Raw genomic sequence first — 11,419 nt, forward strand, 5'->3', positions numbered from 1 at the left:
TCGGCACCTTTCTCGTAGACCCCGCGCGGGGAGGCGCGGGATGCGGGGGGCGGCTGCGCTTGGAAGGGGGGAGAAGGCGGGGAGCGCACTGGCTCCCTTCCCAAGCGTAGGGGGAGGCCCGGATTCGTGTGCGAGGTCGCCGGGACGCGATCCTATAGCACAAGCATTCGATTAGGTGCCGGTTTCCCGCGAGAACCCGGCGCACTCCTCCCACCTCCCACACGCTAGCGTCAGGGTCTGACAATCCCGCCCGGTCCAGCTTTTCCCGGAGGTCCCGCCATGCCCGACGCACGTCATGACCTGCAGCTTCTGCACGAGGCGACCGAACGGCTGCTGGCCGCCGCCGGGAAGCTCGACGACGGTGCGGTCGCCGCTCCCAGCCTGCTGCCGGGCTGGACCCGCGGCCATGTCCTGAGCCACCTCGCCCGCAACGCCGACGCCCTGGTGAACGTGCTGACGGGGCTGCCGATGTACGCGAGCGCCGAGACCCGGGACGCGGACATCGAGGCGGGCGCGGGGCGCGGGCTCGCGGAGCAGCTGGCGGACGTGCGGGCGAGCGCCGAGCGGCTGGCGGCCACCGCCGACGCCCTCTCCCCCGCCGACTGGGAGTCGCGCTGCGAGCTGCGCAACGGGGTGACGGACGTCCGGGCGCGCATCCCCTTCCGGCGGCTGCAGGAGGTGGAGCTGCACCACGTGGACCTCGGGATCGGCTACGGGCCGGCGGCACTCCCGGCGGAGTTCACCGGGCGGGAGGTGGACTTCCTGGCCGAGCGCTTCGCCGGGAACGGGGCCGTGCCCGCGCTGTCCCTCACCGACGCGGCGGGCCGGACCTGGACCACCGGGAGCGCGGCGGGCGAGCCGCTGGCGGTCGCCGGGGAGGCGGCGGCGCTGATGGGGTGGCTGTCAGGGCGCACCGACGGTTCGGACCTCTCCGTCGCGGGGGGCGGGGCGCTGCCCGTACTGCCGCCGCTGTAGGGCGCTGCAGAAGCGGTCGCCGGAGTCCTCCGCGCAGGCGGGGTTGTCCACAGGGCTTGGTCCCTGCCGGGCTCGCGGGGCCGCTGTCTGGAAGACTGGGGGGCATGTCGGAGACGCGCTACACAGGCAGGGTGACGGTCGGCGGGCCGGCCCAGGTGCACGAGCTGGAATCACTGATGATCTCCAAGGTCGCGGTGGGCCCGATGGACAACAACGCCTATCTGCTGCGCTGCCGGGCCACCGGCGAGCAGCTGCTGATCGACGCCGCGAACGACGCGGGGACGCTGCTCACGCTCATCGGTGACGACGGCATCGCCTCCGTCGTCACCACCCACCAGCACGGCGACCACTGGCAGGCGCTGGCGGAGGTGGTCGCGGCGACCGGCGCGCGCACGTACGCGGGGCGTGAGGACGCGCAGGGCATCCCCGTCCCCACGGACGTGCCGCTGGCGGACGGGGACGTCGTCACGGTCGGCGAGGTCGCGCTGACCGCCCGCCACCTGGTGGGCCACACCCCGGGCTCGATCGCGCTGGTCTACGACGACCCGCACGGCCATCCGCACGTCTTCACCGGGGACTGCCTCTTCCCGGGCGGCATCGGCAACACCCGGGGCGACGCCGGGCACTTCGGGTCGCTGCTGCACGACGTGCGCACCAAGCTCTTCGACCCGCTGCCCGACGAGACGTGGGTCTACCCGGGGCACGGGCGCGACACGACGCTGGGGGCCGAGCGCCCGCATCTGGAGGAGTGGCGCGAGCGGGGGTGGTGAGGCGGGGCTGAGCCAAAACGCGTGGACGGGGCCGCGTACCGCTGCCTAGGCTCCGCGCATGTCGATCCCCGTGTATCCCCCCAAGCCCGTGGCCGGTGACCGGGTCGCCGTCCTCTCGCCGTCCTTCGCCGGGCCCGCCGTCTTCCCGCGGCCCCACGAGCTGGGACTCGAGCGGCTGGTGAAGGAGTTCGGCCTTGAGCCGGTGGAGTATCCGTCCACGCGCCGGGCGGCCACGCCCCGCGAGCGGGCCGCCGACATCCACGCGGCCTTCGCCGATCCGGCGGTCAAGGCGGTCTTCAGCACCATCGGGGGCGACGACCAGATCACCGTACTGCCGCATCTGGACCGGGAGTTGATCCGCGCCAACCCCAAGCCCTTCTTCGGGATGAGCGACAACACCAGTCTGCTGATGTACCTGTGGAACACCGGCATCGTCGGCTACCACGGCGGCACGGTGATGACCGTCCTGGGCCGGCCCGGCGCCGTGCACCCCTTCTCCGCCGACTCGCTGCGCGCCGCGCTCTTCGGGTCACAGGAGTACGAGCTGCGTCCCGCGCCGGAGTTCCGGACGATCGACCAGGACTGGCGCGAGGCGGACACCTGGACGACCGAGCCGCCGATGGAGCCCGGCACCGGGTGGGGCTGGCACCAGGCGGACCGGGTGGTGGAGGGTGTGAGCTGGGGCGGCTGCCTGGAGATCCTCGCCTGGCAGCTGATGGCGGACAGCGAGGTCCAGCGCGATCCGGCCGCCTACGAGGGCTGCGTGCTGATGCTGGAGACCTCCGAGGAACTGCCGCCTGCGACCGAGGTCTTCCGCACCCTGCGCAACATGGGTGAGCGGGGGCTGCTGGCGCGCTTCCCCGCGCTGCTGATGGGCCGCCCGAAGACGTGGAGCTTCGAGCGGCCCCTCGACGCCGGGGCGCGGGCGCGGTACGCGGCCGAGCAGCGCGAGGCGGTGCTGCGGGCGACGGCGGCCTACGCGCCGGAGGCCATGGTGGTCTTCGACGTGGACTTCGGCCACACCGACCCGCAGCTCGTCCTGCCGTACGGCGGCACGGTCCGCGTCGACGGTCCGGCGCGGCGCGTCTCGGTGCGCTACTGAGCGGGCGGGGCGCCGGCAGGGGGCGGGTGCGGGTGCGGGTGCGGGGTCAGCCGAACTCGATCCGCTGCTGGAGGTCCCCGTTGACGAAGACGGGCGGGCGGGTGCACAGGGCACCCATCCCGGCGGAGAACTCCTGCACCTCGGGCCGGTCGTTGTTGCGCATCGCCTCCTCGTAGGAGGGGAACTCGACGATGCTCAGAAAGCGGCGCGGGTTCTCGCGGTCCTGGACGATGGTGACGCGGTTCGGTCCGCCCGGCTCCCCTTCCCGCTCCTTGCGGTACTGCTCGGAGAGCGCCCACATCTCCTCCGGGCGGTCCGTCTCGTAGTCGATGACCTGGATGAACTCCATGGCTTTCCCGTCTGTGACACGACGCCCTCCGGCGGGCGCCTCCCGCATCCACGCAACCACCGGTGGGGAGGGCCGACAAGTGGGAACTTCCCTACGCCCGGTGTGTCGGGGCGGCGCCCGTCGCACGGCGGGGAGCGTACGGACGAGCGCGCGCCCGTCGTACGGACGAGCGCGCGCCCCGAAGGCCGACCCGATACCGGCCCCAGGGCCAGGGCGGTCAGACCGTGGCCGCGAGCAGTGCCGTGAGCGCGCCCACCGGGTCGGGGTCGGGCGGGCCGGCGGGCCAGAAGTCGGTGCTCCCGGGATCCGCCGTGTAGGGGTACCAGCGCTTGTCGCGGCCGTAGCGCAGCTGCAGGCCCCTCGCCTCGTCCGTGAGCCGGTTGCGGTACGGGCGCAGGGGCGGCAGGTCCGCCGCCGCGAGGGCGGGGCGGGCGCGGTCGAAGGGGCCGGCCGGCGGGTCCCAGGGCTCCTCCAGCATGCGCAGCCCCTCGGCGCCGCCCTGGCGCCAGGCGGCCACGGCCCGACCGACCTGCGCGGGCGTACGGTCCGTCGCGGCGGCCAGCCGGGCGTGCAGCCGGCGGCCGGCACTCGTCACCCCCGCGGTGGGGAGCGTGGCGGCCAGCCGGACGGCGTCCTGCCAGGGGGTGGGGGCGGCAGGTCCGGCTCCCTGCGGCAGCGCACCGTCCGGCTCGCCGCCTGGCTCACCGCGCGCCGCGCCGCGCGTCAGCCGGGCGTGCGCCCGCGCCGCCGTGTCCGCCGCGAGCAGCTCCAGCGTCGGGGCGTCCACCGCGGCCGGGGCGTCGGGGAGCGCCGGTCCCTGGCCGGGGGCCGGCGGCGGGGCGAGGGGTGGGGGCAGCGGCGGGAGCGGCCGCAGCGCGGCGGCGTGCAGCACCTGCGCCACCGGGGTGCCGGGCTCGGCGGCGAGGGCCTCCCGCGCTCCGGCCAGGGCGTTGCGCCGCCCGAGGTCGGCGAGCAGCTCCGCCTCGCCCCGGCCCCGGAGCAGCAGGAGCACGAAGGGGTCCACGTCCAGCAGCCGCGCCGCCTGGTAGCACAGCGCCGCCGCGTGCTTGCAGGGGCGGCCCGTGTCGGGACAGGAGCAGTGCGGCTCCAGATCGCCGGGGCCGGGCAGCAGGCGTACCCCCGCCCGGTCGGCGGAGTCGGCCAGGGTCTGCGGCATGTCCTTGTCGAGCAGGGCGGCCAGATGCCCGGCCTGCCCGGCGGCCGTGGCCAGGAAGCGGTCCCACTGCTCCTCGGTGAAGGTCCGCAGCCGCACCTCGGCGCGGTACGGGCGCGAGCGGCTGCCCTGGACCTGGGCGGTGATGCGGCCCGGCGTGACGGCGATGTCCAGGACGTGGCCGCCGCGGGCGTAGGTGCGGCCCCGGCTCAGCCGCCCGGTGTTCAGGGAGGTGCGCTCCAGGGCGTCGATCCAGGCGCGCCCCCACCAGGACTCGGCGAAGGGCGCCCGGCTGCCCCGGCGCGGCTCCAGGGGCGGGAAGTCGCGGCGCCGGTCGCCGGCGGCGCGTCCGCTCGCCCCGCCGGCTGCGCCCGTCCGGCGGCCGCTCATCGGGCCTCCCGCAGGGCGACCAGCTCCGCCAGCTCCGCATGGGTCAGCTCGGTCAGGCCCGCCTCGCCGGCGTGGCCCAGCACGGCGTCGGAGAGGGCCCGCTTGGTGTGCAGGAGCTCGTCGATGCGCTCCTCGACCGTGCCCTCCGTGATGAGCCGGTGGACCTGGACGGGCCGGGTCTGCCCGATGCGGTACGCCCGGTCGGTGGCCTGCTCCTCCACGGCCGGGTTCCACCAGCGGTCGTAGTGCACGACGTGTCCGGCGCGGGTCAGGTTCAGCCCGGTCCCGGCGGCCTTCAGCGAGAGCAGGAAGACCGGGGCCCCGCCGCTCTGGAAGCGGTCGACCATGCGCTGGCGCTCGGCGAGGGGTGTCCCGCCGTGCAGCAGCTGGGAGTCGATCCCCTGGGCGATGAGGTGGCGCTGGAGGAGGCGGCCCATCGTGACGTACTGCGTGAAGACCAGCACCGAGTCGTCCTCGGCGAGGATCGTCTCCAGCAGCTCGTCGAGCAGCTCCAGCTTCCCGGAGCGGCCGGCCAGCGCGGGGGCCGGCTCCCTGAGGAACTGCGCGGGGTGGTTGCAGATCTGCTTGAGCGCGCCGAGCAGCTTCATCACCAGTCCGCGCCGGGCCATCCCCCGGGCCTCGGCGATCTCCTCCAGTCCCTCGCGCACCACCGCCTCGTAGAGCACGGCCTGCTCCTTGGCCAGCGCCACCGGGTGGTCGGTCTCGGTCTTGGGCGGCAGCTCGGGGACGATGCCGGGGTCGGACTTGCGGCGGCGCAGCACGAAGGGGCCGATGAGGCGGGCGAGTCGGGCGAGGGCCTCCTCGTCGCCCTCGCTCTCGATGAGCCGGGCGTGGCGGGCGCGGAAGTTCTTCAGCCCGCCCAGGAGGCCGGGGGTGGTCCAGTCGAGGATGGCCCACAGCTCGGAGAGGTTGTTCTCCACCGGGGTGCCGGTGAGGGCGATGCGGGCGGGGGCGGGGATCGTACGCAGTGCCCGCGCGGCGGCGGCGTACGGGTTCTTGATGTGCTGGGCCTCGTCGGCGACGACGAACGCCCAGTCGCGGGCGGCCAGTTCGGGGGCGCTGGCGCGCATGGTGCCGTACGTGGTGAGGACGAAGCCGCCGCCCGCCCCGTCCTGCAAAGCCAGGGAGCGGCCCGCGCCGTGGTAGCGGTGGACGGGCAGGCCGGGGGCGAACTTCTCGATCTCGCGCTGCCAGTTGCCCAGCAGGGAGGCCGGGCAGACGACGAGGACGGGGGCGGCGGGGCGGCGGTGGCGCTGGAGGGCGATGACGGCGAGGGTCTTGCCCAGGCCCATGTCGTCGGCGAGGCAGCAGCCCAGGCCCAGGGAGGTCATGCGGTCCAGCCAGGCGAGGCCCTTGAGCTGGTAGTCCCGCAGGGGGAGGTCGCTGGTGACGGGGCCGGGATCGCGGGTGAGGGCGGCGCGCAGGTCGGCGAGGACGCCCTGCGGCTCCACGGCGACGCGCTCGCCGTCGACCTCGCCCTCCCCGGTGAGGGCCAGGGAGAGGGCGTCGAGGGGGTCGAGCAGGCCGAGGTTGCGGCGGCGGGCCTTGCGGACCAGCGCCGGGTCGACCACGACCCACTGGTCGCGCAGCCGCACCATCGGGCGGTGCGCCTGCGCCAGCCGGTCCATCTCCTCCTCCGTGAGCGGCACGCCCGCCAGGGAGACCTGCCAGCGGAACTGCAGCAGCCGGTCGGCGTCGAAGAAGCTCGTCTCCTGCGTGGCGGCGCCGGGGGCCTGGCGCACGACGGCGGTCGCGGTCAGCGAGCGGACCAGTGTCTTCGGCCAGTGCACGGCGATACCGGCGGCGGCCAGCCGCTGGGAGGCGGGGCCCAGCAGCTCGGACAGCTCGTCCTCCGCCAGCAGCAGCCGGTCGGGGACGGGCAGCGCCAGGAGGCGCTCCAGCGGCGGCCACAGGCGGGCGGCGCGGCGCAGCGCCAGCACCGTGTCGACGCGGGCGCGCGGACCCAGGACGTCGCCGACGGCGCCGCTCCACAGCTCGGAGGCGTCCGCGAGGAGGGTGGGGTCGGCGAGGCTGTGCACCTGGACGACGAGGGTGGCGGGGCGGGCGTCGGGCTCGTACAGCTCGTGGGGCGCCAGGTGCAGGCGCAGGCCCAGCCGGACGCCGGCGTCGGCTCCGGCGGCCACCTCGGCGGCCCAGTCGGCCAGCCGCGGCAGCTCGTGCGCCTCCTTCGCCGCGTACGGACCGCCGGCCAGGAGGGCGGCGCCCGGGGTGCGCGGCAGGGTGTCGGCCACGGCGTCGAGGAAGGCGCGCAGCAGGTCCTCCGCCTCGGGCAGGCGGGGCGGGCCCGCGCCGGGGAGGGGGACGGCGCGGCCCTCCCAGGGCAGGGCGGCGGCGACGGCCCGCAGGTGCACCAGGTCGTCGGCGTCCAGGGGGCCGGCCCGCCAGGCGTCGGCGCCTTGCGGGGTCAGGCCGGGCAGCAGCCGGCCGCGGGCGGTGAGCTGCAGGGCGTGCAGCGCGGCGGCGCCCCAGGCGGCCGCGGCGGGGTGGGCGCGCGGATCGTGCCGGGCGGCCGTCAGCCAGGGGAGCGCCTCGGCCACGGTCAGCAGCCGGGCGGGCACCTTCGCACGCCGGGCGCCGCTCCCCCACCTGCGTACGACCTGGATCTCGCCTCCGGCGCCGCCCGCGCGCGCGTCGGCCTCCCCGCCGTCGGGCCGCCACAGGGCGAGCCGCCCCTGCCGGGGCAGGGGGGCGGGGAGGAAGACGGCGGCGTCGGTCACGGGGCCGAGTCTAGGGAGCGGGTCTGACAGACCCGCTCCCCGCTCGGGCTCCGCTCAGGAGGAACTGCCGGACTTCTCGGCCTCGTCGAGCTTCTTGGCGGCCCGCAGACTGGTGATCGTCGTGATGATCAGCACGCCGCAGATCACGCCCAGGGAGACCGGGATGGAGATCTCCGGGACGTCGACGCCCGACTCGTGCAGCGCGTGCAGCACCAGCTTGACCCCGATGAAGCCGAGGATGATCGACAGGCCGTAGCTGAGGTGCACCAGCTTCTTCAGCAGGCCGCCGATGAGGAAGTACAGCTGGCGCAGGCCCATCAGGGCGAAGGCGTTGGCCGTGAAGACGATGTACGGGTCCTGGGTGAGGCCGAAGATCGCCGGGATGGAGTCCAGGGCGAAGAGGACGTCCGTCGTACCGATCGCGAGCATCACGATCAGCATCGGCGTCAGGAGGCGCCTGCCGTTCTCCCGGATGACGAGCTTGGTGCCGTGGTAGCGGTCGGCGACCGGGAAGCGGTTCTCGATCGCCTTGATCAGCTTGCTCTCCTCGTACTCCTCGTCCTCCTCCTCGGCGCGGGCCTCCTGGATCAGCTTCCAGGCGGTCCAGATCAGGAAGGCGCCGAAGATGTAGAAGACCCAGGAGAAGTTCTCGATGACGGCCGCGCCGGCCGCGATGAAGATCGCGCGCAGCACCAGCGCGATCAGCACGCCGACCATCAGCACCCGCTGCTGGTAGATCGCGGGCACCGCGAACTTGCCCATGATCAGCACGAAGACGAAGAGGTTGTCGACGCTCAGCGACTTCTCGGTGATGTAGCCGGCGAAGAACTCGCCGGACGCCCGGGCGTCGCCCCAGACGAGCAGGCCGAGGCCGAAGAGCACGGCCAGCACGATCCAGACGACGGTCCAGATGCCGGCCTCCTTGGTGGAGACCTCGTGCGGCTTGCGGCCGATGAAGAAGTCGACGGCGATCAGGGCGCAGAGACCGACCACGGTCACGACCCACATGGTCAGCGAAACGTCCACCAATTCCTCCAGGGACTTCAGGGACACCAGCCTCGCCGGTGCCACCTGCCCCCACCACTCGGGATCACGGAAGGGGGATGAGCCCCCGGACCGCCGACTCTATAGGAATCCCCAAGGAAAGGTAAAACAATCACCAAGGAATCGGTCGCGCGTCGCTCGCGCCCCGCGTCAGTACGGCCGCGACCTGCGGGCCTGCGCCACCCGGGCCAGCACCCGCGCGAGCGTTTCGCCGCGGTCCGCCGCGGTCGGCGGCTCGTACGTCCAGGCGTGGCCGATCCACGGGTCGGCCAGATGGTCCTCGGGCAGCGGGGTGACCCGCAGCAGTCCGCGCCAGAGCGGGTCCAGGAGGGGGCCGTAGGCTTCGGCCTCCGCGCGGTCGGCGACCAGCATCAGATGGACGCCGGCCTGGGCGCCCTCGTCGGCGAGGTAGCGCAGTTGCGTGACCGCCCGCTCGTCGAAGCCGTGCGGGAAGTCGTGGACGATCAGCAGCCGGTCGGCTGCGTCCGTGCCCGGCGGCAGCGCGTCGGTGGCGCCGCTGCGGATCGCCATCTGCACCAGGTCGACCCGCTGGGTCAGCTCCTCCAGTACGGCGCGCACCCCGGCCGCCCCGGCCGCGGGCGGCGCGGCGAGCAGGCCGGCGTCGCGCAGGGGCGCGAGTCCGGCGGCCGCCGCGCCGTCCGGGTCGATGACGTGGACGGCGAAGGCGTCCGCCGGATACGCGGCGAGCAGCCGGGCGGCGAGGGAGACGGCGAGGCCGACGCCGTCGTGGCGCACCTGGTCGGCGTCGGCCGGTCCGAGGGCGCCGGCGCTCCCGGTGTCGATCCACAGGCCGCGCTGCAGCGGCAGCCGCATCAGCATCGGGATGCGCAGGGGGCCGCTCTCCTCCAGGGAGAGGTCGCCCAGGCGCAGCGCCATGGGCGCCTGGGCGGGGACCTGGTAGGAGTGCCAGCAGGCGCTGTCCCAGCGGGCGTACGGGGGCGGCAGCGCGGGCTCGACGACCGCCGACTCCGCGATGAGCTGGGCGAGGTCGCGGTCGAGGGCGGCGCGGGCCTGGCCGACCAGCGCGCCGTGGCGGGCGTCGGCCGCCTCGCGGGCGGCGTCGGCGGCGGTGCCGATGCGGCTGCGGGGGTCGGCGAGGACGTCCTCCAGCTCGCGTTCGAGCCGGGAGTCGGCGAAGTCGACGGCGCTGCGGTAGGCGGCGACGCTGCGGGTCAGGTCCTCGAACATGCCCCAGACCTGGTTGTAGAGCCGCTCCTCCAACGACCAGCCGGCGGCGTCGCCTGCGACGGGGGCGGGCGGGCGGCCGGCGGGGGTCGGCTGCCCGGCGGCGGGGGCACTGCGGACGGGGTGGCGGTAGTCGACGCCCGGTCCGGATCCCGGGTCGGGCGGCGGGGCCGGGGTGTCCGGTCCGGCCCCGGGGGATGCGGGGCGCCGGGTGGGGTGGCGGTAGTCGACGCCGCCGGCGGGGGTCCGGGAGGCGGGGACGGTCGGCGGGGGCGCCGCGGCGACCGCGCGGGCCAGCCCTTCGCTCACCGCGGCGTTGATCCGGGCGGCGAGACCGGCCGCGTCGGGCAGGCCCTGGTCGGCGAGCATCGCGGCGAGGCCGCCGGCGTAGCCCTGGCCGGCCGCGCGGACCTTCCAGGCGCCCTGGCGCTCGTACAGCTCCAGGGCGAAGACCGCCGACTCCGCGTCCAGGCCGGTGACCGTGAAGCCGGCGATCCGGGTGCCGTCCAGGGTGGTGATCGCGGCGTGCGGGGCGGACAGCGCGCCGAAGCGCTCCGCACGGCCGGTGCCGGTGGGCAGCGCGAGCAGGATGTTGACCCGGCGGACGGCCTCGGGGAGGGCGCCCAGGTCGACCGCCAGCCGGTGCTCGGCGGCGGCCTGGCGGGGCAGCTCCAGCCCCGGCAGCACGGGCGCGCCGGGATGGCCCACCCACTCGGGGCGCGGAACGCGTCCGTGCTCGTCGGTGAGGGTGGCGCCGGCGATCACCGGCTCGCCCGCGCTCAGCCGGATCTCCAGCCGCGCACCGGGCAGCGGATGGTTCTGCCCGGGAACCAACTCGGCCGCCATACGGCCCCTCCCCTGTCCGTGAAGACCTGCGTGTACGGCGCGGGCGCACCGGTCGTACGGGGCCCATGCCCCGGCCGGTGCCCGCGCCCGTGCTCAACTCCCCGCGCCCCGGGCGGACCGGGGCACGGGGAGGTGCGGCCGCCTACAGGTGCGGCAGGATCGACGGCATCAGGTCCTGGAACGTCCGCCCGCTGGCCGGGGCGCCGATCGCGGTCATGGTCCAGCCGGCGCCGGAGCGCGTGACCTTGGCCATGACCTGCGCGGTGGCGTTGCCGCCGCCGGTCAGCGTGTAGCGGGCCAGCTCCTGGCCGTTGGTCTCGTCGACCAGCCGGCAGAAGGCGTTCTGCACCTCGGCGAAGGTCTGGCCCGTGAAGGAGTTCACGGTGAAGACGATCTGGTCGATGTGCACGGGGACCCGCTGCAGGTCCACCAGGATCGACTCGTCGTCGCCGCCCTGGCCCGCGCCGCCCACCAGGTTGTCACCGGTGTGGCGCACGGAGCCGTCGTCGCTGACGAGGTGGCGGAAGAAGACCACGTCGACGGGCTGCTTGTCGGCGAAGAGCACCGCCGAGGCGTCGAGGTCGATCTCCCGGGTGCGCGAGCCGAACAGGCCGCGACGCGGGGCCGCCTGCCAGCCGAGCCCCATACGCACGGCGGACAGGCTGCCGCCGCCGGACTTCTCCAGGCTGATCGCCTGTCCCTTGGACAAGTTGACGCTCACGCCAGTCCCCTCCTCGATTCGCTCGGGCCCGCGGCCCGGCTGTGTGAAGCCACCCTAGGCCGCGGCGCCGCGGGCGGTCGCGG

At 75.0% G+C, this 11,419-nt stretch carries 9 protein-coding genes; 3 read left to right on the plus strand and 6 right to left on the minus strand.

Annotated features, from left to right (window positions below; all coding sequences use genetic code 11):
- The first annotated feature begins 279 nt into the window (after positions 1-279).
- The 3 genes from ACFQLX_RS00210 (at position 280) to ACFQLX_RS00220 (ending at position 2,847) form a co-directional block, all read left to right on the plus strand.
- On the plus strand, positions 280-975 hold the full coding sequence (locus ACFQLX_RS00210; RefSeq protein WP_386410184.1) for a maleylpyruvate isomerase family mycothiol-dependent enzyme: 696 nt from the start codon (positions 280-282) through the stop codon (positions 973-975).
- Between the two features lie 104 nt (positions 976-1,079).
- Positions 1,080-1,745: an MBL fold metallo-hydrolase gene (locus ACFQLX_RS00215; RefSeq protein ID WP_386410187.1), complete on the plus strand. Its 666-nt coding sequence runs from the start codon at positions 1,080-1,082 to the stop codon at positions 1,743-1,745.
- A gap of 58 nt (positions 1,746-1,803) precedes the next feature.
- Positions 1,804-2,847 (plus strand): S66 family peptidase, encoded by a 1,044-nt coding sequence (locus ACFQLX_RS00220; protein ID WP_386410190.1) that lies wholly within the window; start codon positions 1,804-1,806, stop codon positions 2,845-2,847.
- 46 nt (positions 2,848-2,893) lie between these two features.
- Here the strand turns inward: ACFQLX_RS00220 and ACFQLX_RS00225 are convergent, their stop codons facing one another.
- The 6 genes from ACFQLX_RS00225 to ACFQLX_RS00250 all read right to left on the minus strand — a co-directional run bounded on the left by ACFQLX_RS00225 (position 2,894) and on the right by ACFQLX_RS00250 (position 11,336).
- Positions 2,894-3,196: a hypothetical protein gene (locus tag ACFQLX_RS00225; protein WP_386410193.1), complete on the minus strand. Its 303-nt coding sequence runs from the start codon at positions 3,194-3,196 to the stop codon at positions 2,894-2,896.
- A gap of 217 nt (positions 3,197-3,413) precedes the next feature.
- Positions 3,414-4,760 (minus strand): SWIM zinc finger family protein, encoded by a 1,347-nt coding sequence (locus ACFQLX_RS00230; RefSeq protein WP_386410196.1) that lies wholly within the window; start codon positions 4,758-4,760, stop codon positions 3,414-3,416.
- Complete coding sequence (locus tag ACFQLX_RS00235) at positions 4,757-7,519, minus strand: SNF2-related protein (protein ID WP_386410198.1); 2,763 nt, start codon at positions 7,517-7,519, stop codon at positions 4,757-4,759. The genes ACFQLX_RS00230 and ACFQLX_RS00235 overlap by 4 nt, the downstream gene beginning before the upstream one ends.
- 54 nt (positions 7,520-7,573) lie before the next feature.
- Positions 7,574-8,545: a TerC family protein gene (locus ACFQLX_RS00240; protein WP_386410654.1), complete on the minus strand. Its 972-nt coding sequence runs from the start codon at positions 8,543-8,545 to the stop codon at positions 7,574-7,576.
- Positions 8,546-8,713: 168 nt separating this feature from the next.
- Positions 8,714-10,615 carry a TerD family protein gene (locus ACFQLX_RS00245; RefSeq protein WP_386410201.1) on the minus strand — a complete coding sequence of 634 codons (1,902 nt, stop codon included), beginning with the start codon at positions 10,613-10,615 and terminating at the stop codon, positions 8,714-8,716.
- A 142-nt stretch (positions 10,616-10,757) separates the two neighbouring features.
- The gene (locus ACFQLX_RS00250) at positions 10,758-11,336 is read right to left on the minus strand and encodes a TerD family protein (RefSeq protein ID WP_386410204.1); all 579 of its coding nucleotides are present in this window, start codon (positions 11,334-11,336) and stop codon (positions 10,758-10,760) included.
- Between the last annotated feature and the right edge of the window lie 83 nt (positions 11,337-11,419).

The sequence above is a fragment of the Streptomyces polyrhachis genome (assembly GCF_042663125.1).
Taxonomy (GTDB): Bacteria; Actinomycetota; Actinomycetes; order Streptomycetales; family Streptomycetaceae; genus Streptomyces; species Streptomyces polyrhachii.

Coding starts and splice junctions, on each gene's coding strand:
- ACFQLX_RS00210 (WP_386410184.1), top strand. CDS start 280: ATGCCCGACGCACGTCATGACCTGCAGCTTCTGCACGAGGCGACCGAA.
- ACFQLX_RS00215 (WP_386410187.1), top strand. CDS start 1,080: ATGTCGGAGACGCGCTACACAGGCAGGGTGACGGTCGGCGGGCCGGCC.
- ACFQLX_RS00220 (WP_386410190.1), top strand. CDS start 1,804: ATGTCGATCCCCGTGTATCCCCCCAAGCCCGTGGCCGGTGACCGGGTC.
- ACFQLX_RS00225 (WP_386410193.1), bottom strand. CDS start 3,196: ATGGAGTTCATCCAGGTCATCGACTACGAGACGGACCGCCCGGAGGAG.
- ACFQLX_RS00230 (WP_386410196.1), bottom strand. CDS start 4,760: ATGAGCGGCCGCCGGACGGGCGCAGCCGGCGGGGCGAGCGGACGCGCC.
- ACFQLX_RS00245 (WP_386410201.1), bottom strand. CDS start 10,615: ATGGCGGCCGAGTTGGTTCCCGGGCAGAACCATCCGCTGCCCGGTGCG.